Origin of the sequence: Aeromonas sp. BIGb0405 (genome assembly GCF_024807335.1) — a bacterium.
GTDB lineage: Bacteria > Pseudomonadota > Gammaproteobacteria > Enterobacterales > Aeromonadaceae > Aeromonas > Aeromonas rivuli.
Window position 1 is genome coordinate 68,523 of the sequence record NZ_JANUEP010000004.1, and the last position, 20,611, is coordinate 89,133.

At 60.4% G+C, this 20,611-nt stretch carries 34 protein-coding genes; 31 read left to right on the forward strand and 3 right to left on the reverse strand.

The genetic code is table 11. The annotated features are described in order from the left end of the window. The first annotated feature begins 2 nt into the window (after positions 1–2). From M2366_RS11415 to M2366_RS11490, 16 genes are all read left to right on the forward strand, one after another. On the forward strand, positions 3–461 hold the full coding sequence (locus M2366_RS11415; RefSeq protein WP_259269780.1) for a hypothetical protein: 459 nt from the start codon (positions 3–5) through the stop codon (positions 459–461). A gap of 68 nt (positions 462–529) precedes the next feature. Beyond that, entirely contained in the window at positions 530–706 is a 177-nt protein-coding gene (locus M2366_RS11420) for a hypothetical protein (RefSeq protein ID WP_163147952.1), read from the forward strand. A 2-nt stretch (positions 707–708) separates the two neighbouring features. Continuing rightward, entirely contained in the window at positions 709–1,053 is a 345-nt protein-coding gene (locus tag M2366_RS19910) for a hypothetical protein (RefSeq protein WP_404972797.1), read from the forward strand. Further along, positions 1,050–1,259, forward strand: coding sequence for a hypothetical protein (locus tag M2366_RS11430; RefSeq protein ID WP_259269781.1), 210 nt, complete (start codon positions 1,050–1,052; stop codon positions 1,257–1,259). Before M2366_RS19910 ends, M2366_RS11430 begins: the two co-directional genes overlap by 4 nt. Continuing rightward, positions 1,256–1,789 carry a hypothetical protein gene (locus M2366_RS11435; RefSeq protein WP_259269782.1) on the forward strand — a complete coding sequence of 178 codons (534 nt, stop codon included), beginning with the start codon at positions 1,256–1,258 and terminating at the stop codon, positions 1,787–1,789. Before M2366_RS11430 ends, M2366_RS11435 begins: the two co-directional genes overlap by 4 nt. Further along, positions 1,786–2,205 (forward strand): hypothetical protein, encoded by a 420-nt coding sequence (locus tag M2366_RS11440; RefSeq protein ID WP_259269783.1) that lies wholly within the window; start codon positions 1,786–1,788, stop codon positions 2,203–2,205. Before M2366_RS11435 ends, M2366_RS11440 begins: the two co-directional genes overlap by 4 nt. Next, on the forward strand, positions 2,202–2,738 hold the full coding sequence (locus M2366_RS11445; protein ID WP_259269784.1) for a class I SAM-dependent methyltransferase: 537 nt from the start codon (positions 2,202–2,204) through the stop codon (positions 2,736–2,738). Before M2366_RS11440 ends, M2366_RS11445 begins: the two co-directional genes overlap by 4 nt. Continuing rightward, the gene (locus tag M2366_RS11450; protein ID WP_259269785.1) at positions 2,735–2,992 is read left to right on the forward strand and encodes a hypothetical protein; all 258 of its coding nucleotides are present in this window, start codon (positions 2,735–2,737) and stop codon (positions 2,990–2,992) included. Before M2366_RS11445 ends, M2366_RS11450 begins: the two co-directional genes overlap by 4 nt. A gap of 140 nt (positions 2,993–3,132) precedes the next feature. Beyond that, positions 3,133–5,322 (forward strand): replication endonuclease, encoded by a 2,190-nt coding sequence (locus M2366_RS11455; protein ID WP_259269889.1) that lies wholly within the window; start codon positions 3,133–3,135, stop codon positions 5,320–5,322. Between the two features lie 2 nt (positions 5,323–5,324). Beyond that, the gene (locus tag M2366_RS11460; RefSeq protein WP_259269890.1) at positions 5,325–5,819 is read left to right on the forward strand and encodes a hypothetical protein; all 495 of its coding nucleotides are present in this window, start codon (positions 5,325–5,327) and stop codon (positions 5,817–5,819) included. 2 nt (positions 5,820–5,821) lie between these two features. After that, a complete protein-coding gene (locus tag M2366_RS11465; protein ID WP_259269786.1) occupies positions 5,822–6,067 on the forward strand; it encodes a hypothetical protein in 246 nt (81 codons plus the stop codon). Then, entirely contained in the window at positions 6,064–6,282 is a 219-nt protein-coding gene (locus M2366_RS11470) for a hypothetical protein (protein ID WP_259269787.1), read from the forward strand. Before M2366_RS11465 ends, M2366_RS11470 begins: the two co-directional genes overlap by 4 nt. Positions 6,283–6,489: 207 nt before the next feature. Further along, positions 6,490–6,822 carry a hypothetical protein gene (locus tag M2366_RS11475; RefSeq protein WP_259269788.1) on the forward strand — a complete coding sequence of 111 codons (333 nt, stop codon included), beginning with the start codon at positions 6,490–6,492 and terminating at the stop codon, positions 6,820–6,822. A gap of 561 nt (positions 6,823–7,383) precedes the next feature. Next, on the forward strand, positions 7,384–7,605 hold the full coding sequence (locus tag M2366_RS11480; protein WP_259269789.1) for a hypothetical protein: 222 nt from the start codon (positions 7,384–7,386) through the stop codon (positions 7,603–7,605). A gap of 80 nt (positions 7,606–7,685) precedes the next feature. Then, on the forward strand, positions 7,686–8,741 hold the full coding sequence (locus tag M2366_RS11485; protein ID WP_259269790.1) for an ImmA/IrrE family metallo-endopeptidase: 1,056 nt from the start codon (positions 7,686–7,688) through the stop codon (positions 8,739–8,741). Then, the gene (locus M2366_RS11490; RefSeq protein ID WP_259269791.1) at positions 8,742–9,221 is read left to right on the forward strand and encodes a PIN domain-containing protein; all 480 of its coding nucleotides are present in this window, start codon (positions 8,742–8,744) and stop codon (positions 9,219–9,221) included. It abuts the gene before it with no gap. A 35-nt stretch (positions 9,222–9,256) separates the two neighbouring features. On the opposite strand, the gene M2366_RS11495 is transcribed toward M2366_RS11490, so the two are convergent. The 3 genes from M2366_RS11495 to M2366_RS11505 form a co-directional block, all read right to left on the reverse strand. After that, the gene (locus tag M2366_RS11495) at positions 9,257–9,508 is read right to left on the reverse strand and encodes an ogr/Delta-like zinc finger family protein (protein ID WP_259269792.1); all 252 of its coding nucleotides are present in this window, start codon (positions 9,506–9,508) and stop codon (positions 9,257–9,259) included. Positions 9,509–9,573: 65 nt separating this feature from the next. Then, positions 9,574–10,590 carry a phage portal protein gene (locus tag M2366_RS11500; protein ID WP_259269793.1) on the reverse strand — a complete coding sequence of 339 codons (1,017 nt, stop codon included), beginning with the start codon at positions 10,588–10,590 and terminating at the stop codon, positions 9,574–9,576. Continuing rightward, the gene (locus tag M2366_RS11505) at positions 10,587–12,407 is read right to left on the reverse strand and encodes a terminase large subunit domain-containing protein (protein WP_259269794.1); all 1,821 of its coding nucleotides are present in this window, start codon (positions 12,405–12,407) and stop codon (positions 10,587–10,589) included. The genes M2366_RS11500 and M2366_RS11505 overlap by 4 nt, the downstream gene beginning before the upstream one ends. Positions 12,408–12,582: 175 nt before the next feature. On the opposite strand from M2366_RS11505, the gene M2366_RS11510 reads away from it, so the two are divergent. The 15 genes from M2366_RS11510 to M2366_RS11580 all read left to right on the forward strand — a co-directional run bounded on the left by M2366_RS11510 (position 12,583) and on the right by M2366_RS11580 (position 20,605). Next, positions 12,583–13,425, forward strand: coding sequence for a GPO family capsid scaffolding protein (locus tag M2366_RS11510; RefSeq protein WP_259269795.1), 843 nt, complete (start codon positions 12,583–12,585; stop codon positions 13,423–13,425). Between the two features lie 9 nt (positions 13,426–13,434). Beyond that, the gene (locus M2366_RS11515; protein ID WP_259269796.1) at positions 13,435–14,487 is read left to right on the forward strand and encodes a phage major capsid protein, P2 family; all 1,053 of its coding nucleotides are present in this window, start codon (positions 13,435–13,437) and stop codon (positions 14,485–14,487) included. A gap of 3 nt (positions 14,488–14,490) precedes the next feature. Then, complete coding sequence (locus M2366_RS11520; RefSeq protein WP_259269797.1) at positions 14,491–15,219, forward strand: terminase endonuclease subunit; 729 nt, start codon at positions 14,491–14,493, stop codon at positions 15,217–15,219. Between the two features lie 114 nt (positions 15,220–15,333). Then, entirely contained in the window at positions 15,334–15,807 is a 474-nt protein-coding gene (locus M2366_RS11525; protein ID WP_259269798.1) for a head completion/stabilization protein, read from the forward strand. 8 nt (positions 15,808–15,815) lie between these two features. Further along, complete coding sequence (locus M2366_RS11530) at positions 15,816–16,322, forward strand: phage tail protein (protein ID WP_259269799.1); 507 nt, start codon at positions 15,816–15,818, stop codon at positions 16,320–16,322. A gap of 2 nt (positions 16,323–16,324) precedes the next feature. Then, positions 16,325–17,011, forward strand: a complete 687-nt coding sequence (locus M2366_RS11535) for a phage virion morphogenesis protein (protein ID WP_259269800.1) — start codon at positions 16,325–16,327, stop codon at positions 17,009–17,011. 4 nt (positions 17,012–17,015) lie between these two features. After that, a complete protein-coding gene (locus tag M2366_RS11540; RefSeq protein WP_259269801.1) occupies positions 17,016–18,137 on the forward strand; it encodes a DUF2586 domain-containing protein in 1,122 nt (373 codons plus the stop codon). A gap of 3 nt (positions 18,138–18,140) precedes the next feature. Continuing rightward, on the forward strand, positions 18,141–18,596 hold the full coding sequence (locus M2366_RS11545) for a DUF2597 family protein (RefSeq protein WP_259236933.1): 456 nt from the start codon (positions 18,141–18,143) through the stop codon (positions 18,594–18,596). Positions 18,597–18,601: 5 nt separating this feature from the next. Next, entirely contained in the window at positions 18,602–18,811 is a 210-nt protein-coding gene (locus tag M2366_RS11550; protein WP_042042808.1) for a TraR/DksA family transcriptional regulator, read from the forward strand. Between the two features lie 25 nt (positions 18,812–18,836). Then, positions 18,837–19,160 (forward strand): phage holin, lambda family, encoded by a 324-nt coding sequence (locus M2366_RS11555; RefSeq protein WP_042042810.1) that lies wholly within the window; start codon positions 18,837–18,839, stop codon positions 19,158–19,160. Beyond that, positions 19,147–19,608, forward strand: coding sequence for a glycoside hydrolase family 104 protein (locus M2366_RS11560; protein ID WP_259269802.1), 462 nt, complete (start codon positions 19,147–19,149; stop codon positions 19,606–19,608). The genes M2366_RS11555 and M2366_RS11560 overlap by 14 nt, the downstream gene beginning before the upstream one ends. Then, positions 19,605–20,036: a hypothetical protein gene (locus M2366_RS11565; RefSeq protein WP_259269803.1), complete on the forward strand. Its 432-nt coding sequence runs from the start codon at positions 19,605–19,607 to the stop codon at positions 20,034–20,036. Before M2366_RS11560 ends, M2366_RS11565 begins: the two co-directional genes overlap by 4 nt. Beyond that, the gene (locus M2366_RS11570) at positions 19,972–20,163 is read left to right on the forward strand and encodes a hypothetical protein (RefSeq protein ID WP_232302000.1); all 192 of its coding nucleotides are present in this window, start codon (positions 19,972–19,974) and stop codon (positions 20,161–20,163) included. The genes M2366_RS11565 and M2366_RS11570 overlap by 65 nt, the downstream gene beginning before the upstream one ends. Then, positions 20,160–20,420, forward strand: coding sequence for a putative phage tail assembly chaperone (locus tag M2366_RS11575; RefSeq protein WP_259269804.1), 261 nt, complete (start codon positions 20,160–20,162; stop codon positions 20,418–20,420). Before M2366_RS11570 ends, M2366_RS11575 begins: the two co-directional genes overlap by 4 nt. 41 nt (positions 20,421–20,461) lie before the next feature. Continuing rightward, entirely contained in the window at positions 20,462–20,605 is a 144-nt protein-coding gene (locus M2366_RS11580; protein WP_259236241.1) for a DUF6890 family protein, read from the forward strand. The last annotated feature ends 6 nt before the right edge of the window (positions 20,606–20,611 follow it).

Consider the following 20,611-nt stretch of genomic DNA (forward strand, 5'->3'; position numbering starts at 1 on the left):
CCATGCAAGAGAAGCAAACCAACCACGACGAACGCAATCTCGCGGGCCTGACTCCGCTGGAGCAGGTGGCCATGAACACCGCCGGCTGCCAGATCCTGCGGGAGTTGTTCGGCAAAACGCGCTCCAGTCTGGACACCGACTGGCTGGCCTTGAGCCAGGCCAAAAAAGCGGCCATCTGTGCCATTGCCCGCCAGCCACGGGGCGAGCTGATGACCGCCACCTTGTCAGCCCTGCCCCATGCCCAGCGTGAGGCGGTCAGGATGGCGGTGATCGCGCTGGAGTACCAGGGGGAGTTTCGCGGCGGCTGTGACGCCAAGGTATGGCACCCAGCTCCGACTACCAGAGCCATCGGGGATATCGAGAGAGAGAAGAAGGAACGTGCCGCCAAGCTGCGCATGAAGCGCGCCGTCATGGCAGCCAGCCAGATAACACAAAGCGGCCCGCGAGCAATCGGGCAATAAAAAACCCCGCAAAGGTGGTGGAACACCGCGGGGCTTTCATCAGTCACTTATCGACTAGGAAAATCGACATGCCAACTCTAGCCATTCTCGACACAGTGCGCAACCTGCGCCTGCAAAACCGCAAGCTGGCCCGCCAGGGCCCGCGCTACAACTCCAGCCCTGACCTGATCCATGCAGTAGAACGCCCGGCCGCCATGGCCTGGCGTGCGGTCTGGTCATGCGTCAACAGCCGTGGAGGGATCTGATCATGGCCGCCGTTATCACTCGTCACACCGAACCGACCATCAAGGCCGCCAGCGCCTATCTGGTGCAGCAGGGTTACACCAACTGCGGGCCAGAACGGGTACGCCCGCATGGAGCGCATGCTCTCAGGCGCCATCCGCATCATCGAGGGGGTGGCATGAAAAAGCTGTTCCACCCCATCACCCGGCAGGCAGCCCTGGCCGATTTGGCCGATCTGCCGCACCGCATCAGGGCGAAGACCTACACCACCAAGCGCGGCCCAGAGGGCCGCAATCTGCGTGAGCAGGCCCACCTGCAACTGCGCTGGCACCAGCTATTCCACACCATGAACCGGAGGGCCCAGGCATGAGCATCGACGCCATTCATATCGCAAAGCGGGCAGAGCGGGCCGTGTTGCCGCTGCTGACCGAGCTGTTGGCCAGCACTGAGCAGACAAACCGCATCGCCCTGGGCGAGCTCTATTCAAGGGATGAGTACATCCAGGTGCAGCTGGTCGTAACTAGCCGCCCCGCGGATCTGCTCGATGACGACTCAATGATGGGGGATGAGGCATGAGCCAAGACCTGATGTTCCTTCGCTTGTTCAACGAGTTCGCCGCAGCCAACCCACAGGCTGCGGATGAATGGCTGTTCGTAGAGGGAAGAAGCAGCTTTACCTGGAGTGTCGATGAAGAACGGATGGTATTCCAGCCGCAAGACGATGCCGCTCAGGTGCCGGTTGATGACCTGCCGTTTATGGATAACCCGTTCTTCATTGGCGCTGATATGGCCTCTGGCCCCGATGCCACCGTTACCACCGGCACCATTGCCAAGGTGCCGAGCCGACCTAATCGGCTGAGCGTGATCCGCATCAGCTTCTTTGTGATGTGTCAGGCCTGCCTGCGCCTCTCCATCTACTCCAGGGAGAAACACGGCGAGCAAGAGTTCTGCCAGTGCGGAGGCCAGTGGTGTGGCTGCGAAAGCTGCAACGAACAAGCACTCATGCTGCTGAGCGGCGAGCGTGATCAAAACAAGCTGGGCCTGCAAGTGCCCATCTCAAGTTGGTCACCGGTGAACGGATGCGTGGTTGTAGGGGGTGCAACATGAGCAACGTCTATGTGAATCCGATGGCCAGGCTGGCCGCCGAGCTGGCTGTGCTGGATTTGTATAGGGTGGTCAGAACCACCGCTGCCAGCCTGAGTGACTGGGTCGGTGTTAACGGCGATTCGCTCCCAGAGCCGCTTGTCGGTGAGGTGAACACCAGCATGGTCGCCATGTCGGCCGCCGTTCATTGCATTGGCTACAGGTCAGCCGACGAGCTGAACAAGCGGCTGGCTGCCTTCGAGGACACCGGCGAGCTGGTCGTGCAACTGCTGGCAGAGCTGAACCAGGGTGATGGTCTGCGGCGTGAGGATCTGGTTGTCACTCGCTCAGCAGTGTTGCTGCTGGCGATGTATGGGCTGCTGGCACTGGCCAGCCGCGAGTCAAATGCAGACAGCGAAGACGAGGAATATCAGGCATGAGCAGCACGACCGGCAACACCATCGAGCGCGAGCTCTACCCAACTCCAATCAGCGCAGTTGTAGCACTGATGCGCCACATTCAGTTCCGCCAGGGCGACACCTTTATGGAACCCTGCCGCGCTGAGGGGAACATCTATGATGCCGTCCCACTGCCAGATGGTCAGAAGGAGTGGGCCGAGATCCGCCATGGCCGTGACTACCTGGACTGGGACTTTGGCCGCCAGTTCGACGTCATCATCACCAACCCGCCGTTTTCCCTCACCGAGGAATTCATGAGAAAGAGTCTGTCCGAACTCGCACCGGACGGGACGCTCATCTACCTGCAACGGGTGAACTTCCTCGGCAGCAAGCGGCGGGTGCCGTTCTGGGCTGAAATAGGATTCCCGAACAAGACCCCGATCCTGATACCGCGCCCCCGGTTCGTGGGCGGCGGCTCCGACTCCTGCGAATACTGCTGGTTTATCTGGGATAAAGGAAACCGTGTTGCCCTGCCGGATGGTCTGAGCCACCTGATTGCAGAGGAGGCAGCATGAGCCATCGCCTGATCTCAGACCTGCAAACCCGTGTGGATAGATGGTTCGACACCCTGATGAGCGACGAGGCCCGCCTGCGCAGCTACCAGCGCGACCTGCTGGCAATGCGTCGGCTATCCCCTCGCCCGCGCTGCACGGTCTCCCTCACTCTGCGCCAGTGTGTCGCAGCCAGAAAGATAGCGAGGCATGCCCGCCATGCGCTGACCTCCTGCCGAAACAACATCAAAGATCTGTCGGGTAACCATCACCAATGAACCATCAGAACAACACTGGGCCAGCCGCCGAGGCTGGCAAATTTGGTTTTGCCATCACCCGTCTGCCGTCTGCTGCCCATGGACAGCTGCCGCTGTCAAAAAAGGCCATCAGGTCGCGCATTGAATCGCTCTCCAACTCCATGCCAGGTATCAACCTGGCCGATTCGTTTATCGGTTCGGTCGGTGAATATGATCTGGTGTGGGCCGTGCAGCTGCTCGATGGGTTCTCCATGCAGCTGACCCAGACCCTGTTCAAGCAGTACATGCGCCGCCGCAAGAGTGGCACCGCCAAGAAAGCCCGCAATGCCAACATCTGGCTACGTGAGCGGGTCCGGTGGATTCGCGCCCTTGTACAGGCGATCCCGGTCAATGCCCAACACCTGCGCGATGACGAAGGCCGCAAGCGGGTGGCCCACCAGTTCGCCAATATGACAGCCGCCATCTGGAAAAACATTGAGCAGAACAGCACCGCCGGTGAACTGGATCTGATGGCGACATGGGAAGCCATCAAGCAACCCGCCGACCAGTGGGAATTCATCGGCAAGATACCGAAATTCCAAACCCAAGAGGCGCGGAATAACTGGATCCTCAGCGTGATGGTGCGCTTGCTCAGCGCCAAGTGGTGGGAGAAGCGCGTGAACCGCTGCTGGGATCGGCTGCAAGAGCACATCGCCATCCTGCTGGGCAGTGTACGCCACGGCGTCTCTGCCTACGTCTCGAACGCCACCATGAAGGTGGTGTGCGAGCGCAAGCGGGCCATGATGCGCTGGCTGGCCGAGTCGGAAGTGATGAACAGCCAGCACGATCTTGTTATCTCAATGAAAGATTGCTGGGAGTCCAGCATCTCCAACCCGGTCAACCGCCGCAACGAGATGATGACCCGCATGCGTGGCTTTGAAGACTACGCCGAGCAGCAGGGCCATGTGGGGGTCTTCTTCACCTGGACAGCCCCGAGCCGCTTTCACGCCTGGAAGACAGGCCGCAACGGCAAGACCATTGATAACGAAAAGTACGAAGGTGCCACCCCGCGCGACACCTGCGCATATCTGGCCAAATTGTGGAGCCTGACCCGCGCTTCACTCAAGCGCCACGACACACCGGTGTATGGCTTTCGGGTGTGCGAGCCTCACCATGACGGCACCCCGCACTGGCACATGTTGCTGTTTATGCGCCCGAGCGATCGCAACAAGGTGATCAGCACCCTGCAGCGCTATGCCCTGACCGACGACAAAACCGAACTGGTGCGCAACCCCATCGCCGCCCCCTCATTCACCGATATCACGCCCCGTTTCGACTGGAAGCTGATCGACCCCACCAAGGGCGATGCCACCGGTTATCTGGCCAAGTACATCGCCAAGAACATCGATGGCGCCTATGTCGGTGACGATGAAGAGGCAAACACCCCTGCCGATCAAGGCGCTCTGCATGCCTGCGCCTGGGCAAGTTGGTGGGGCATTCGATCCTTTCAGCAACTCGGCGGTGCACCGGTCGGGGTGTGGCGCGAGCTGCGCCGCATCAGCAACGCCAAGAAGCATGGCGATCTGGTGGGGCCACCCAAGCCAGTGTTGCAAGACCCGCGCTTTGAGGCTGCCCGCTATGCCGCCGATAACGCCATCTTTCGTTGCTACCTAGAAGCCATGGGCGGGGCGCTGGCTACCCGTGCCGAGCACCCCATCAAGCTGGCCCACCTCATCGAAGAACAAGCCAACAGCTATGGCGAGGATGTCAAACGCCTGATGGGGCTGCACACCGCTCGCCTGGGTATCAAGACCCGCCTGCAAGGGTGGGAAGTGGTACCAGCAGGCACCTATGAGGCCGCCAAGGCCGTCGGGGGTTCGGGTTGGGGTGTGGGTGTTCAGTCGGGCGACCGCCCGGCTCCTTGGAGCTCTGACAATAACTGTACGCAGCCGGATCCTGAGGCGTTCGCGGATCAGTTGATGGCAGAGCAATGGGATTTATCTCCCTTCTCCATCGGGCGTTTACGGGCAGGCGCCAGCGTCAGCGCGGACGGTTTCAGCCTCTGGCTGGAGAACGGCCAGGTGCAGTCGAGCCGGACGATCCCGAGCGAGCCGGATTGGCAGCCAGAAGGCCAGATGCCAGCCGAACAGGGCCAGTCGGATGAGTACGCGCTGCCGGAAGACGACCAGGACTGGCCGATGTTGGTTGAGCTGTGCGGCAAGGTCTACCAGGCACAGGGCCATACCGGTACCCGCATCTGGATAGAGATGCTGCCGCAGCCCTATCAGTCCGAGATGTGGCGCGTGCTGGAAGGGCTTGATGCACCGGAGTGGATGCAGGAACAGGACGACTACAGCGAGGAGTGGGCATGAACATGAGTTGCAAGCAGACCGTCAGCCGCGAAGAGTACCGCCGCCTGGATAATCGGGTGACCTGCATTCTCCAGCAGCGCTGGCCAGTCAACGAGATCAGCCAGTGGGTGGGGATGCTCAAGGACAAACAGCAGGCCATGGCGTGCGCCATTCTGCGCCGCCGCCATCCTCGCCCAGCGTCGCTGGCCCTGCCGGCCATCGCCACCGAGGTACCGATCCCGTTTCAGGCAAGATCCAACCTCCCCACCGTACCGGTGCTGACAGCTGATGGCCGCTCGGTTGGCCGCCGCCATATCGTGGACGGGCTCACCCCCGTGGCCATCGACCAGAGTGGCACCATCCGGTGCGCCGTCACCGGCCGCACCCTATTCATCGCACCGGGCAGCGCCACCGACCGCGCCAACCCGGGCGCCGCCGCACAGCTCAACCCAACATACCAGCCAGCCCTGCACCAGGCAGTGGCTGACCACCGTCAACATGTAGAAGCAGGGGAATAATCATGAAGCACATCAACTGGAATCAGGCCAGCGAACTTGGGCTTATCGTTCGCATCAACAGCGAAGTTCTGCATCCGCTGGGGCTGGCCATGAGCCGCAACCCTGAGAACGGGGCATCGGAGATGCTGCTGGTGAGCCCAGACGGGGTTTGGGAGTACGCCCATCCGCTGATGGACTTACCTCCTGCGGTCAGTGACGAGGATGCCAGAGCAAAAATTGCAGAGTGGACGAAGGAGCAATATGCATGAGAGACCCCCGCAAACATCCGGTACCGGGTGACGTGATCTCCCGCTTCGGTACCACCAGGGAAGTGACCGGCATCAAGCACAACTCGCGCGGCACTGTTACCCATGTGGTGTACAGCCACCCATCCACCGACACCCCGGCGAAGGAGGCAACCATCTCCAGCTGGCGGGCGTGGGCCAAGCAGGATGCCATGGTGGTCAGGGAGGGAGCGGCATGAACATCGGGGGAGAAATTGGGTTCGCTGTGCTTGTGTGGGGGATAGGCGGCGTAACGGGGTGGATAATTGGCTCTCCCCCACCCAGCACACCGCATCGAGCTGAGGCTATGGTAGTTTACGACAGCGGCACCGGCTGCCAGTACCTCAGCTCTCACTCTGGCGGTTTGATCCCTCGCTTGGATGCCAAGGGTCGGCAGGTGTGCCGTTATGAGTGAGGCGGCCAAACGCAAGCAGGCACAACGAGCCAGGCGGGCCGCCCTCGGTATCAAGCGGGTGGAGGTAGCGCTCTCAGAACGGGAGCGCCAGCAGTTGGAGACGCTGCGCATCGCTCGGGCTGGCAGTTGTGAGCCCTACTCCGCCGACGAGTACATCAGTACCCTGATCCGGCGAGACTGGGAACGCTGGCTGCAGCAGGAAGCCGAGCTGAAACAGCAGATCTGCCCGAACTGCGACTGTGCATTGCCGGCAGGATGCGGCGGAACCTTCAAAGGCGAGGGAGCCTGTTGGCTCACCCTGGGGGAACAAGCCATTGCACTATAATGACCGGCCCCTGCAGCGGGGGCGGTCATTAATAAACTGAGGTCAACATTTGAATAAACCCAAGTTTATAATAATGCCACAAGCGGTCTCAAAGGGGCTCGCTCAATCATATTTTGAAATTTCACATTCAATATTTTGAACGTTTTCAGTAAATCAAAATTGCATTATTGACTCACGGAAACATTATTTATTGAATCAAAATTTCAATATTGACACACAGAGAGACCCCATCGAAACCAAAAATAAAAAATCCTTTATGAACAGCATGATACCCATTGGGTATCTTACTGATATCCCCTTGATACCTCCCTGATATCTCCATCTAGACACTCCGCAATGCTTATTTTTATGATATAAGCAAACGATAGTGAAAATATTTTTCTCGGCGGGTTGATCTCTATATGGCATACACCATACTATCCCGCCACTCGATATTCACTCCTCTATCTGCCGTATGCAGAGGACGCTGTTTATCTGTGAATCGCGGCCCTCGTTTCACGTGCCAATCTGGTGCAGGATGTGACGTAGGGCACAAAATTGTTGGGCCCGATCCGAGGGGTTATGATGGTCACGGCAACGACATCAGCGAACGCAATAGGGGGCAATGTGCAAACAGGCATCAATATCGAAATCTATAGCTCTATCCAGGATATCGCGAGGGTGACGCCGGACCTGAAACTGGCAGACCGGGAGGGGATGTGCCGGGCTATCGCCACGCTCTGCGAACTGGGCATGCGGCTGGAAGAACAAGAACGCACCAACGGCGGGTTAACTGAAAAGTGACCGGTCACAATGGTCGACAAGCATACGAAGTACGGTTTATGATTTACCATATTTGGTAAATTTTATAAACCGGAGTCAGTATGATTGGGGAACGGGTAAGACGTGCTCGTGCCGCTGCAGGCCTGTCAATGCAGGCCTTGGGAGAGAAAGTTGGTGTGTCTGCCAACATGGTAAAAAAATACGAGCATGACCAGAGCATGCCCTCTTCTGCCGTGCTGTTAAAGCTGGCTGCAGCTCTTAATGTGCGCACCGAGTTCTTCTTCCGCCCCTCTGTCGTAACCTTGGCAAACGTAGAGTATCGTAAGCGCTCAACCACCCCTGCAAAAATAATCCAGCAGATCGAAGGGGATGTGCTGGATCAGGCTGAACGTTGGAAGACTCTTGCCGATCTATGGCCCAATTTCCCCATCCCGCCTTTTTCCTACAATGCCCCACTTCCGACTATCCATGGTTGGGACGACATTGAGGCATTTGCCGAAAGCGTGCGTGAACATTGGCAACTAGGGGTAAACCCGATACCCAATCTGATTGACCTGCTGGAAACCAAGGGGATTCTGGTTATTGTCACTAAGGTGGAGCAGGGCAATAAATTTGACGGTCTGCAGGCCCATATCGGTAACCAACCGGTTATCGTGGTCTCCGCACATTGGCCAGGCTGTCGCCAGCGCTTTACCTTGGCCCATGAACTCGGCCATTTTCTTATGCACGGTAAATTGCCAGTAGACATGGATGAAGAGCAGGCCTGCAACCGCTTTGCAGGTGCCTTCCTATTCCCTGAATCCGAGGCTATCGCCCATCTTGGCTGCCCTCGCAGAAGTTTAGAGCCACAAGAGCTCTATTTGCTTAAGCATGAGTATGGTCTGAGCATGGCGGGCTGCCTTTATCGGGCTAAAGATCTAGGGATAATCACCGAAGCGCGCTGTAAGGACCTCTATCTCAGGTATTTCGTTGGCAAGAAATGGCGGGCGGGGGAACCTGGAGAACCCTACCCACAAGAGCACACCTGGTTGTTCCAACAGTTGGTTTACCGTGCTATTTCGGAAGAAATCATATCTGAATCAAAAGCTGCTGAGCTGTTGCAGATGCCACTGATTAAGCTGCGGAGATCGCGCATCATGCAAGGTGAGGCCATGTAAATGCAGGTGCTGATCAGCGACGCCAATATTCTCATCGATATGGAGGTTGGGCTGTTGCTCGACCGAATGTTCCAACTGCCTTTTCAGTTCATGACACCAGATGTATTGTTCGAGGAAGAGCTGAAAGATAGCCATCCTCATTTGCTGACTCTAGGTCTGCAGCTCGGCGAACTTAGTGCAGATAGCATCAGCACTGTGTTTGAACTCAATGGTACATATGGTGGCCCAAGCATTCATGACTGTTTCGCCCTAGCCTTGGCAAAACAAGAATGTTGCCCACTTCTGACCGGTGACCGCGCCCTAAGAAATGCGGCGGAGAAGGAAGCTGTTGTGGTGATGGGGACACTGTGGGTTGTGGAGCAGATGGTTGTGCATAGTATTCTGACCAAAGAAGATGCTTTACTCGCTTATGACACCATGAGAGCCAACGGTAGTCGCCTTCCGTGGGATAAAGCCAAACAGCGCATTGAAGAGATTTAACGCTTCGCCACATGCAATCACGGAAGAAGGGGGCGCTATTGCGCCCCCAGTCCTTTCAGTACCATCTGCCGTCCCTCCGGCGTCAACGAGCCCATCAGACTGAGAACTAGCTGATTAGTTGTCTTGGCCGAAGGGCTCAGGGTATGGGCGAACGACAAGGTGGCCACCCAGCTATGGCCACACTCGGCATCGGTGCACTGACAATAGAGATCGGAAACCTCATCGCTCAGCCGATTGGTCTTGGTAATACGGCCTCGCTGGCCACACTCTTTGCAAAAAACCCGCATCACCCCTCCAGATAAATCGAAATCTCAATCAACAGGTTGCATCCTACATCATTAAGACTGTGTTTTTATACAGCGCCCCCTATCGTTTCTCGAAACGTGACCCACAGCGCCCGGGGCAGGCCAGCGCTGTTGATGGCGTCCTGCACCAGCTCGCACAGCGGCAACACCTCATTCCTGGCATAGGTGGCGTCATACTTTTCCGGGTCACCCAACCCGCCCCCGCCATTGGTCGGGATAATGCCGGCCAGCGCCGCCGGGAAGCGGTGCGCCGTCAGCACGTCCTGGGCGGTGATCCCCTTGATGGCGGTAAACTCGTCCTTGGTCGCTATGTCCCCGACCGGGATCAGCTTGATGCCATCGGGCTTGCCGTCGGGGATGTTCACGAACATCGAGCGGAAGTTCCCCACCCCCTTGCTGCTTGCGATCATCTCCTTCATTTCCTCTTCGGTGTCATCGTCCATGTTCGGGTCGGTGGCATAGAAGATGAAACCCATGTGGGCGCCGTTGAGGAAGTATTTGCGCCGAAACAGGGTGGCGTCCTGGTTGAGCAGGGCCGACTGCAGGCCCCCCAGGTAATCGGGCATGCCATAGACCTGCTGCTCGGGATCGTACTGGGCCAGCCAGATGACATCCTCCGGGCGGTAAATCAGGTTCGGCTTCCCCTGCTGCAGGTAGACAAAGCAGCCATCCTCGCGCCGGCGCAGGTAGACACTTGAGAGCGGGTACAGCCCCACCACCTGGCCAAACCCGTTGCGAATTTTAAGCAGGCCCGCATCCCCAAACTGCAGGTAGTTGTGCACGAACGCCGTGATGGTGGCGCGCTGGTTGGTGAAGCGCCCCGCCACCATGTTGCGCCTTGCCATCAGGATGGCCCCGTGGTGGGCGTTGGCCCGGGCCACCTTGGCCAACCCCTTGCGCTCGATGGGCGGCTGGTAATACTCGCCGTAGGGGTTGTAGAACACCCCGGTGTAATCGGTCATCCAGGCAGTGGGGTCGATGGCCTCCGGCATGCTGAAGGCCACGGCGCTGCGGTTGGGTGAGGTGACCGTCTGGGCCGGTTGGGATTTCTGTCGCTTGGTCATGCTGCCTTCTTCTCCTGGCTGGTTGCCCAGGTGGATTTGCGTTTGCGGTGGGTATCGAGGGGCTCGTTCGCCACGGCGTGGGCGATGGCAAAGAACACGTCGGCGTGTCCGGTCACGTTGTCGCGCGCCGCGCGGAACGTCATCTGGCCACCACCGGTGGTACTGCGTTTGATGGCCAGGAACGCCAGCGGGATGTCCCTGTCCGAGCTGTCCCACTCGATGCGGTTCGCCTCCACCACGTCGATCATCTTGAGTACCAGCCGCGACTTGCTCTCGATGCTGTAGTTGATGGGGTGACACACCCCTTTGAAGACGGGCTTCAAGAGGTCAAACACCCCGGCGCCGATGCCGGACACATCGACCCCCAGATAGGTGACTCGAAACTTCTTGGCGATGCGCTCTATCTCCTGGGCCTGAAACTGGAAGTTGAGCCCCCGCCAGTAGTGCTTTTCCAGCACCCGGAACCGCTCACCGGCGACCGTGGGCGGTGCAACCACCACCAGGGTGGCGTTGTCGCGGGTGCGGCTCGGGTCGTAGCCCATCCACACCTCCCGCCGCCCGAACGGATCGGGCCGCCCTGGCCTGTAATCCTCCCACCGGGATGGCTCCACCCCTGCCCGCTCCATATCCTGGAACTTGAACACCGACAGGGCATCGTCGATAAAGCGACACAGATAGAGGCGCTCGAACACCTCCTCCGGGTATTCGTCTTTGAGCTCCTCGATGTCGATAAGGTTACAGCCCAGGCGTATGGCATCCTCGATGGTGATGACATAGCGCCATTGCCTGTCAGGGCAAACCCGGCCGCCATCGCGCATCTCCTCTTCGCCAGGAAAATCGATGGCCACCCGGCTCGGGCGTTGCCCCTTCCAGCGCTCTCCTGTCCAGAAGCGATAGGCCTCATGCACCTTGCTCGACGGTGTGGAGAAGTAGGTCTTGCGCCAATGGCTCTGGGTCGCCATGGCGCTGGAGACATCGGAGAGCTTCTCGAAGTTGGGGATCCAGAAGTATTCGTCGATGTAGACGTTGCCCGAGCGGGACTGGGCGCTGTTGGAGTTGGTGGAACAAAAGTGCAGCTCGGCCCCGTTCGACAAGACGATAGGGTTACCGGTCAGGGTGAGCCCGAGGAAGGTCTGGGCAATCTTGCAGATGTAGGAGCGAAACACCTCCGCCTGGGCCCGGGTGGCTGACAGGAAGATCTGATTGCCACCGGTCAGAATGGCATCTTCCAACGCCTCACCGGCGAAGTAGTAGGTCATGCCAATCTGGCGGCTTTTCAGGATATTGCGGGTACGCGGCAAGGCCGGGTCGTTCTTGGCCTCCCGCACCCGCAGCTGGTAGCCGAACAGGGTGCCCAGCCACTCGCTGAAATCGGCCTCTGTCAGGTGGCTGACCTCGTTCTTGCCCTTTTTGCCGCCCTTTCCCTTGCGGCTGTTGCCATCCTGGCCGCCACGACCACGTTGCCCACGCTCAGGCGCGGGATCCTCCCCTGCCTCGCGCCTGGCCTTCAGCACCTGTTCGCGCTCGACCCACTTGAGGGCCTTCTCTTTGAGGCTGACATGGTGGCCGATAAGCCTGTCCAGCTCCTCCTGCTCGCCCGGACTTTTCTTCTCACGGTGCAGCAGCACCTGCACCCGGCGAGCGATAGCATCCTCCACCGCCTCGTCGGTGAGCAGGTCACGCCAGCCGAGCTTCTCGGCCCAGTAATAGATGATGCGACACGAATTTAGCCCCAGTTCGTCCTTGATCTCCTGGGGTGTCCATCGTTTAAGGTAGAGTCCCTTTGCTGCCTTGCGGATCTCTTCGGGATACGCCACAGCGCCTCCATCAGGTGAATGATGGCGCCATCATAGCCAGCCCCCTCCCCCGACTTATCCCACTGATGTTCTGAGCACTTCGGATATCCCGCTGGATCCGAATCCCCCCGAACACAACCGGATGAAACCCCCTTTCCGACCCGATAGCCTGAGCCCGTATCAATTGGGAGCAGGCATGAACGAATCAACCTTGAGAACTGGCTTTGTCTGTATCGCCACCGAAGGCAAAGCGGTGGACGGCCGAGACATCACCCGCGACTGGCTGGTCGACATGGCCGAGACCTACGACCCGAGCTATTACACCGCCGTCATCTGGCCGGAGCATGATCGCTGGTCCAGCTATGGCACCGTGCAGGCCCTCAAGACCGAAGAGGTAGACGGCAAGCTCAAACTGTTCGCCGTCCTCTGCCCAAATCGGGATCTCGTCTACTGGAACCAAAGCGGCCAGTACCAGTTCTGCTCCATCGAACCGTTCGAGCAATTCGCCGATCTGGGTCGCACCTACCTGATTGGCCTGGGCGTCACCGACCAGCCCGCCAGCACCGGCACCACCCATCTCAAGTTCAGCAAGAGCAACAAAGGCCAAACCATCGGCACCAGCGAACCGCTGGATCTCTCCATGTTCAAGCTGCCCAAGCACGAGAAGCCCGACAGCCTGATCTCAAAGCTGTTCAACCTGCTGTCCAGCCATGGCGAGCACGAACCACAACCCACCCCCAGCCAATCCGAGGATGAGGAAATGAAACCAGAACAGTTCGATCAGATGCTGGGGGCCATGACAGGCCTTGGCGCCAAGATCGATGCCTTCAGCGCCAAGCTGGAAACCAAACCGGAGACCGAACCAGCCCCGGTCATCGACCCGGCAAAAGAAGACAAGCCCGGCGTCACCACCGAGCAGTTCAACCAGCTGCAAACCCAGCTCAGTGAACTGACCGCCAAAATCGACCAGTTCTCCGTTGAAGTGCCGGGCCAACGCCCGGGCGCGCTCGGCGGTGACGATACCCCCACCGCATATTAAGGAGCGACCGTGAGTCAGACCCTAACCGTCCAGGCCCGTCAGCGCCTCGAAAAATACAGCGCTGCCCTGGCCAAGACCTATGGCATCCCCGTTAACGTGCTGGACAAACAGTTCAGCGTCATCAGTGGCCCGGTGGAAACCGGTCTGCGCGCGGGCCTGCTCGCCTCGGTCGAGTTCCTGAACCTCATCACCTGCATGGATGTGGATCAGATCAAGGGCCAAGTGGTGCAAGTCGGCATCGGCAAGCTGTTCACCGGCCGCAAGAAAAATGGCCGTTTCAACGGCAAGGTCGGCGTGGATGGCAACACCTACGAGCTGACCGAGACCGATTCGTGCGCGTCGCTCGACTGGGCGACCCTGTGCGTCTGGGCCAACGCCGGCAGCGAGGGCGAGTTCATCCGCCTGGTCGGTGAGTTCATCAACACGGCATTCGCCCTCGACATCCTGCGGGTCGGCTGGAACGGCGTCTCTGCCGAAGAGACTACCGACCCCGAGGCTCATCCGCTGGGTGAAGATGTCAACAAGGGTTGGCATCAGATCGCCCGCGAGTGGAACGGCGGCAGCCAGATCATCAAGGCCGGGGCCGGCAAGAAAATCCACTTCGACCCGGACGGCAAAGGCGATTACAAGACCCTGGACGAGATGGCCTCCGATCTTATCAACACCACCATCGATCCCCTTTTCCGCCAAGACCCGCGTCTGGTGGTGCTGGTCGGTACCGAACTGGTGGCGGCAGCCCAAGCCAAGCTCTACAGCGAAGCCACCAAGCCGAGCGAGCAGATCGCCGCCCAGAAGCTGGCCGAGTCCATCGCCGGGCGCAAGGCCTACATCCCGCCCTTCTTCCCGGGCAAGCGGATGGTGGTCACCACCCTGGACAACCTGCACTGCTACACCCAGCGCGGTACGCGCAACCGCAAGGCCGAGGATAACCAGGATCGCAAGTGCTTCGATAACCAGTACTGGCGCATGGAAGGCTATGCCCTGGGCGAGCACCTGGCCTATGGCGGCTTTGAAGAGACCGACATCGAGATCGGCGCCGCACCGGCAGCGCCCGAGGCCTAAGTCATGAGCTCACCCGGTCAGCGTCACAAACAGCGCGTCCAAGCCATGCAAGGGGCCGCGCAATCCGCCAGCTCCGGCATGGCCACCGGCGCAGTGGCTGACAGCCTGCACCTGCAGCTGATTGCGCTGGAGCAAGACATCGGTCGCCTGCGCAAGCTGGCCCGTATCGGGGACCGGGTGAACATGAAACGCGACGAGCTGATGCCCAAGTATCGCCCCTATGTGGTGCGCTATCTGGCCGCTGTCGCTGAGTCCGGTCAGCCCTATCAGAACGAGCTGTTCCAGCGGCTCATCATCTGGGCCTTTGATGTGGGGGATTTTGATTCAGGCATTGCCTGGGCGGATCTCGCCATTGCCCAGGGCCAGCGTACCCCCAACAACATCAAGCGCGACTGGGCCCACTTTGTGGCCGACACCGTGCTGGAGTGGGCCGAGAAGCAAGCCGCCGAAGGCCATGCCGTCGAGCCCTGGTTCTCCCGGGTATTCGACAAGGTGCGCAATGAGTGGCGCCTCAACGAACAACTCACCGCCAAGTGGTTCAAAGCGGCCGGTTGCTTGCTGCTGCGCGACCACGACGGCCAGCCCCGCCCCAGTGCCGTGGGCGACAGCGCCACCCTGGAACAAGCCGATCACTGGCTGGCCCAAGCCGACAAGCTGCACAGCAAGGTGGGCGTCGGCACCTTGCGCCAAAAGATTGCCATGCGCCTACGGGCGCTGAATCCGGAGCAATAAGACTCTCCGCGCCACCGCACCCCGGCGCGAATGCCATGGGCAGCCTCTGGCTAACCCAGCGGCAATTGCGTGGCTACAGGGGTGCACCTATTCAACGAACCAGCGAGGCAAGCCATGTTTGCAGGCAAGAACGTCGACTACAGCGCCGCCACCATCCGCAACGATGGTTTCTGGCCGGATGTGGCCGTGGCTGATTTTGAGCGCCGCCGTGCCCTGCCTGCCGACTTGGACATGCAGACCACTGGCGCAGCCTTGCTGGCCGCCGTGTCTGAAATAAACCTGCAGCTTGCCAGCCATCAGGCCGCGCTGCAGGGCAAGGGCTTTACCACCGCAGCAGACGTCCCCGGGCCCAACCTGGAAGGTGGCGCCCACACCGGCAGTAATGCCCTGACCGAGCAGTACCTGGCCGCCGTGTTTGCCCGCGCCAAGGCTGCCCTGTTGCCCGAGTTCGCCAGCGTCACCGAGCGAGCCAGTGCCAACAACCTGGTGGAGCGATCCCCAGACCCGCGCGCCCAGCTACTGGCCGAAAGCCAGCAACTGGTGCGCAGCATCAAGGGCAAGCACCGGGCGGGGGTCTCGCTGATATGAAAGAGGCCATGAACGAGCAACAGGCCCAGGGCTACTTCCTGCAGGCACTCCACACCGAGCTGCTGCGGGTGCTGCCGCCTAAGTGCCACAAGCGCCTCGATAGCTGGATGGAGAACGGCACCATCAAGCTCGAACCCAAGAACATGGGGCCCACCGGCAGCAACGTCGGCTGGCTCACCTACCAGGCCGTGTTCACCGTCGAGCAGTTGCCCTTTCGGGAGCTCGACCCGGCCATCTTGTTGGCCGTGGTGGCCGCCTGGGTGCAGGAGCATGACGACTACCGAGAGGATTTTGAGCTGCCCGACCCCGAATACGCGGTCACCCCAAACGACGAGCAGACCGCCGACCTTGAGATCCAGCTCGCTTTCGCCGAACCGCTGCGCCTGATTGAGCAGGCAGATGGCCCCATCCACTGGCTCGGCAAGCACTGGCAAGTGGCGCCCTATGCCATCTGGGTGGCCGAGCAGATTGACATGAACGTCGCGGGGACCGGCTCGCACAGGATCCGGGGCTAACCATGATCACCATCACCCTGGACGCCCATCGCAACAAAGAGCAGCTCAACCTGTTGGCCCTGCCCCTCAAGAAACGGCAGCGCCTGGTGTGGCGAGCGGCCAACGAGATGAAGAAGCTGGCCGCCCGTAACGTGCGCAGCCAACAAGACCCCAACGGCAATCCGTGGGCACCGCGCAAGCGTGGCAAACGCAAGATGTTGCGTGGCTTGCCCAAGCTGCTGCAGATCCGCGCCCCTCGCCAGGATGTGGCCGAGCTGGGTTTCAAGAAAGGCAGCATGAGCGCCCATGCCGGGGTGATAGCCGGTACCCACCAGAAGGGGCACACCTATCGGGTCAACGCCGCCAGTCGCCAGCGTATCGCGCCCAGTCGTGGGCTTGCGGACAAAGGCGCCAGCAAAGCTCAGGCCCGCAAGCTGCGAGAGCTGGGCTTCAAGCGTCCAGGCAAACGCAAGCGCACATACCGCTCGGCATCCCTGGCCTGGATAACCGGCAATCTCAACTTCGCCCAGGCGGGATTGCTCATCAAGAAGCTCAAGGACGCGCCGGTGAAAACCAGCTGGGAGATCCACCTCCCCGCCAGACCATTTTTGGGCGCCAATGCCCAGCAACGGCAGCAAGCCTTTGCCCGCGCCCTGCAAAGCATCGACTACGGCTGGGACGTCAATAAACACGATATGAAGGGGAAATAGCGCCATGTGGCCTTATGTGCAGATCAACAACTTGAACCAACGGCAGGGGTCGGTCACCGCCGTCGAGCGCCACCTGCTGTTTATCGGCAGTGCGCCGAGCAACACCGGCAAGCTGCTCTCAATCAACACCCAGAGCGATTTCGATGCCCTCTTGGGCCAGGCCGACAGCGAGCTGAAAACCAACTTGCTGGCTGCCCGGGACAACGCCGGTCAGAACTGGAGCGCCGCCGCCTTCGTCTTGCCGACCGACATGGACTGGATAGAGGCAGCCCGCGCTGCCCAGCAGACCCAATCCTTCGAGGGGATGGTGATCCTGGGCGAGGAGATCACGCCCGACCTCATCACCGCCGCCCAGGCGCTCAATCAGGAGCTGATCGCCAAGTGGGGACGCTGGCAGTTCATCCTGCTAGGGGTGCCTGGCATCAATTCGGACGCCGAGGATGGCGACACCTGGAGCGATTACGAAGCCAAGCTGGCAGCCCTGCAAGATGGCATCGCCGCTGACGGGGTCGCGCTGGTGCCCATGCTCTGGCCAAACCTGTTGGGGGTCTATGCCGGTCGCCTGTGCAACCGGGCGGTGAGCATTGCGGACTCCCCTTGCCGGGTCAAAACCGGTGCTCTGGTGGGTGTGGGCAGCAAGCCACTGGACAAGGACGGGATCCCGCTGCCGCTGGCCACCCTGCAAACCTTGGAAGCGAACCGCTACTCGGTACCGATGTGGTACCCGGATTACGACGGTTTCTATTGGGCTGACGGGCGCCAGCTCGATGCCGAGGGTGGCGACTACCAGGTGATCGAAAACCTGCGAGTGGCCTACAAGGTGGCGCGCCGGATGCGCATTCGCGCCATTGCCCGCATCGGGGATCGCGCCTTCAACTCCACCCCCGGCAGCACCGCCGCCGCCATCACCTACTTTGGCAAAGATCTGCGCGAGATGGCCCGCGCCACCACCATCAACGGTCAGCCGTTCCCGGGCGACATCGCCTCCCCCCAGGATGGCGACATCAGCATCCAGTGGATATCCAAGAACCTGGTCTCTGTGTTCGTGGTGGTGCGCACCCTGGACTGCCCCAAGGGGATCACCGTCAACATCATGCTCGATTTGAGCCTCAACGAGGAGGGCTAACCCATGAGCCGCCGCATTTCCGGTATCAACTTCGACACCACCCTGATGGGGGCCATGGTGCACATCGACAAGGCCAGCCTGACCATCACCGACAACAGCGCCGTGGCCCAGACCCGGGGCGTGCCCGATGGCTACCTGGACGGCGACGTCTCCGCCGAGCTGGAGTTCGAACTCGATACCAAGAACTTCTCCCAGCTCAGTGACGCCGCCAAGCGCGCCGGTAGCTGGCGCGGCCTGGAGCCGGACGATGTGCTGTTCTACGCCGACACTGGGGGTGAGCAACTCAAAGTCGAAGCCTTCGCCGTCAAGCTGGTCATCTCCGACCTGCTCGACATCGACCCCAAGGGCGGCAGCAAAGGGGTGCACAAGGTCAAAGGCTTTGTCACCTCCCCCGACTTTGTCCACATCAATGGCGTGCCGTACCTCTCCAAGGACGACACCCGCCACCTGCTGGGGTAACCGCCATGGATGATATCGACCGCGCCACCCGCCACGCCGCGCGCATGCTGGCCATTCAACTTGCCAACCAGGTGGGCAAGAGCCGCGCCCTGGGCCCGAGCCTGTTTGAGTGCGAGGAGTGCGACGACCCTATCCCCGCCGCGCGCCGCCAAACCGTACCGGGGGTGCGCCTGTGCGTCCCCTGCAAAACCCGGCTCGAACGCTTGAGCCGCTAACCAGAGCCTGATGGATATGAACTCTATGCCAACCAAAGACCCCACTCTCTGGGCCGCCCTGCTGGCCTGGCTGATGGACAACTGGCCCTCTGTCTATGGGGCCTTGCTTGCGCTCATCATCGCCTTCTTGCGCATCACCTACGCCGGGGGCAGTGGTCGACGCCGCCTGATTGAATCCAGCTTGTGCGGATTCATCACCCTGGCCGCCGCTACCGGCACCCAACTGCTTGGTATTCCCGCCGAAGCCACCCCGTTCCTGGGCGGCATGGTCGGCCTGCTTGGCATGGACATCATCCGGGGCAAAGCCGAACGCCTGTTTGGCAAAGGAGGCGACGATGCCGCGCATTGAGTGCAGCCGTAATCTGGCGGCCTTCCTCGACCTGCTGGCCTTCTCTGAGGGCACCAAGAGGCTGGGCGATGATGGCTATAACAAGCTGGTCAATCCGGCGGGTTTCTTCGGTGACTATCGCGAGCACCCCGACGTACTGGTGCAGGTCAATCCGAGCCTCAGAAGTACCGCCGCCGGGCGCTATCAGTTCCTGTCCCGTCACTGGCGCCACTACCAAGCGGCGCTTGGCCTGCCGGACTTTGGCCCAATCTCCCAGGACAAGTGGGCCATCCAGCTTATCCGCGAGCGCCGGGCTTTGGCCGACATCGAGGCGGGCCGCATCCGTGAGGCCATTGGTAAGTGCAACAACATCTGGGCCAGCCTGCCCGGCGCAGGCTACGGCCAGCCGGAGCACCCGCTGGAAACCATGTTGGCCAAGTTCACCGAGTTTGGCGGGGTGCTGGCATGAGCACCTTCCTCCGGCTGCTACCGACCCTCCTCGGGCTCATGATTGGCACCACCCTGTTTGTCCAGGGCCAGCGCCTCAGCACCCGGACTCAAGAGCTGGCCACCGCCAACAACACCATCAACGCCCTGCAAGTAATCAGCGAACAGCAAGCCAGGGCGCTGGCGGCTATCCCGCTGCGCGAGAAGGGGCTGCGCCAGCTGCTTGACCAGCAAAACGACGCGCTGGCCAAGCTCGACCAGCAACGAAGGAGCATTGCCGATGAACTGCAACACGTCCTGGCCACGCCGCCAGTTGGTCGTCCGGACTGCAGCCGTGAGCCTCTGCCTGCTGGCGCTCTGCGCCTGCTCAAGCCAGCCGCCCCTGGTGAAAACCGAGCTGGTCAGGCTGCTGCCGCCACCGGGGCTGGTGCCCCGCTGCCCGGAGCCTGAATTTAATGGCACGACTTGGGGCGAGGCCGTGGCCTTTATCCCCACGCTGCAGGGCGCACTGCGCCGCTGCCAACAACAGATAACCACCCTGAATCACTGGATTACTCAAGAGGAAAACCAACCATGAGCAAGACCATCACCCTGACCGTAGCCGGGTCCGACATCAGCTTTGAGCCCACCATGGTGGCCTACAACAGCTACATCAACGACCTGATGCCGGGCGACAAGGTAGCCCCGTCCCACAACTACCTGCGCAAGATTGCCTGTGGTGAGAGCAAGGCGGCCCTTGATGAGCTGCTGGCCCGTCCCGGCGCGGCCCTGCAACTGGCTGGCGCCGTCAATGAGCAGTTCGCGCCAACCCTGGACATCACCATAAAAAACTGACCGGGCGCGCCGAGGCCATCGAGCGCAATCAACTGGAGCAGGTGCTGGCACTGCGGCGCCACTACCTGCCCCATGAAGAGGACGACCTCGATAGTCTGGCCCGCGCCATCTGGTTTGATAAACACCACCGCAAGACCCTTGCCCTCGCCGTTGCCGAGGGAATAGCCCACGCATTTAACGGATAAGAGACC

Excerpts from the sequence above, each read along its gene's own strand:
- M2366_RS11415 (WP_259269780.1), top strand. The coding sequence starts at position 3 with ATGCAAGAGAAGCAAACCAACCACGACGAACGCAATCTCGCGGGCCTG.
- M2366_RS11420 (WP_163147952.1), top strand. The coding sequence starts at position 530 with ATGCCAACTCTAGCCATTCTCGACACAGTGCGCAACCTGCGCCTGCAA.
- M2366_RS19910 (WP_404972797.1), top strand. The coding sequence starts at position 709 with ATGGCCGCCGTTATCACTCGTCACACCGAACCGACCATCAAGGCCGCC.
- M2366_RS11430 (WP_259269781.1), top strand. The coding sequence starts at position 1,050 with ATGAGCATCGACGCCATTCATATCGCAAAGCGGGCAGAGCGGGCCGTG.
- M2366_RS11435 (WP_259269782.1), top strand. The coding sequence starts at position 1,256 with ATGAGCCAAGACCTGATGTTCCTTCGCTTGTTCAACGAGTTCGCCGCA.
- M2366_RS11440 (WP_259269783.1), top strand. The coding sequence starts at position 1,786 with ATGAGCAACGTCTATGTGAATCCGATGGCCAGGCTGGCCGCCGAGCTG.
- M2366_RS11445 (WP_259269784.1), top strand. The coding sequence starts at position 2,202 with ATGAGCAGCACGACCGGCAACACCATCGAGCGCGAGCTCTACCCAACT.
- M2366_RS11450 (WP_259269785.1), top strand. The coding sequence starts at position 2,735 with ATGAGCCATCGCCTGATCTCAGACCTGCAAACCCGTGTGGATAGATGG.
- M2366_RS11455 (WP_259269889.1), top strand. The coding sequence starts at position 3,133 with ATGCCAGGTATCAACCTGGCCGATTCGTTTATCGGTTCGGTCGGTGAA.
- M2366_RS11460 (WP_259269890.1), top strand. The coding sequence starts at position 5,325 with ATGAGTTGCAAGCAGACCGTCAGCCGCGAAGAGTACCGCCGCCTGGAT.
- M2366_RS11465 (WP_259269786.1), top strand. The coding sequence starts at position 5,822 with ATGAAGCACATCAACTGGAATCAGGCCAGCGAACTTGGGCTTATCGTT.
- M2366_RS11470 (WP_259269787.1), top strand. The coding sequence starts at position 6,064 with ATGAGAGACCCCCGCAAACATCCGGTACCGGGTGACGTGATCTCCCGC.
- M2366_RS11475 (WP_259269788.1), top strand. The coding sequence starts at position 6,490 with ATGAGTGAGGCGGCCAAACGCAAGCAGGCACAACGAGCCAGGCGGGCC.
- M2366_RS11480 (WP_259269789.1), top strand. The coding sequence starts at position 7,384 with ATGATGGTCACGGCAACGACATCAGCGAACGCAATAGGGGGCAATGTG.
- M2366_RS11485 (WP_259269790.1), top strand. The coding sequence starts at position 7,686 with ATGATTGGGGAACGGGTAAGACGTGCTCGTGCCGCTGCAGGCCTGTCA.
- M2366_RS11490 (WP_259269791.1), top strand. The coding sequence starts at position 8,742 with ATGCAGGTGCTGATCAGCGACGCCAATATTCTCATCGATATGGAGGTT.
- M2366_RS11495 (WP_259269792.1), bottom strand. The coding sequence starts at position 9,508 with ATGCGGGTTTTTTGCAAAGAGTGTGGCCAGCGAGGCCGTATTACCAAG.
- M2366_RS11500 (WP_259269793.1), bottom strand. The coding sequence starts at position 10,590 with ATGACCAAGCGACAGAAATCCCAACCGGCCCAGACGGTCACCTCACCC.
- M2366_RS11510 (WP_259269795.1), top strand. The coding sequence starts at position 12,583 with ATGAACGAATCAACCTTGAGAACTGGCTTTGTCTGTATCGCCACCGAA.
- M2366_RS11520 (WP_259269797.1), top strand. The coding sequence starts at position 14,491 with ATGAGCTCACCCGGTCAGCGTCACAAACAGCGCGTCCAAGCCATGCAA.
- M2366_RS11525 (WP_259269798.1), top strand. The coding sequence starts at position 15,334 with ATGTTTGCAGGCAAGAACGTCGACTACAGCGCCGCCACCATCCGCAAC.
- M2366_RS11530 (WP_259269799.1), top strand. The coding sequence starts at position 15,816 with ATGAACGAGCAACAGGCCCAGGGCTACTTCCTGCAGGCACTCCACACC.
- M2366_RS11535 (WP_259269800.1), top strand. The coding sequence starts at position 16,325 with ATGATCACCATCACCCTGGACGCCCATCGCAACAAAGAGCAGCTCAAC.
- M2366_RS11540 (WP_259269801.1), top strand. The coding sequence starts at position 17,016 with ATGTGGCCTTATGTGCAGATCAACAACTTGAACCAACGGCAGGGGTCG.
- M2366_RS11545 (WP_259236933.1), top strand. The coding sequence starts at position 18,141 with ATGAGCCGCCGCATTTCCGGTATCAACTTCGACACCACCCTGATGGGG.
- M2366_RS11550 (WP_042042808.1), top strand. The coding sequence starts at position 18,602 with ATGGATGATATCGACCGCGCCACCCGCCACGCCGCGCGCATGCTGGCC.
- M2366_RS11555 (WP_042042810.1), top strand. The coding sequence starts at position 18,837 with ATGCCAACCAAAGACCCCACTCTCTGGGCCGCCCTGCTGGCCTGGCTG.
- M2366_RS11560 (WP_259269802.1), top strand. The coding sequence starts at position 19,147 with ATGCCGCGCATTGAGTGCAGCCGTAATCTGGCGGCCTTCCTCGACCTG.
- M2366_RS11565 (WP_259269803.1), top strand. The coding sequence starts at position 19,605 with ATGAGCACCTTCCTCCGGCTGCTACCGACCCTCCTCGGGCTCATGATT.
- M2366_RS11575 (WP_259269804.1), top strand. The coding sequence starts at position 20,160 with ATGAGCAAGACCATCACCCTGACCGTAGCCGGGTCCGACATCAGCTTT.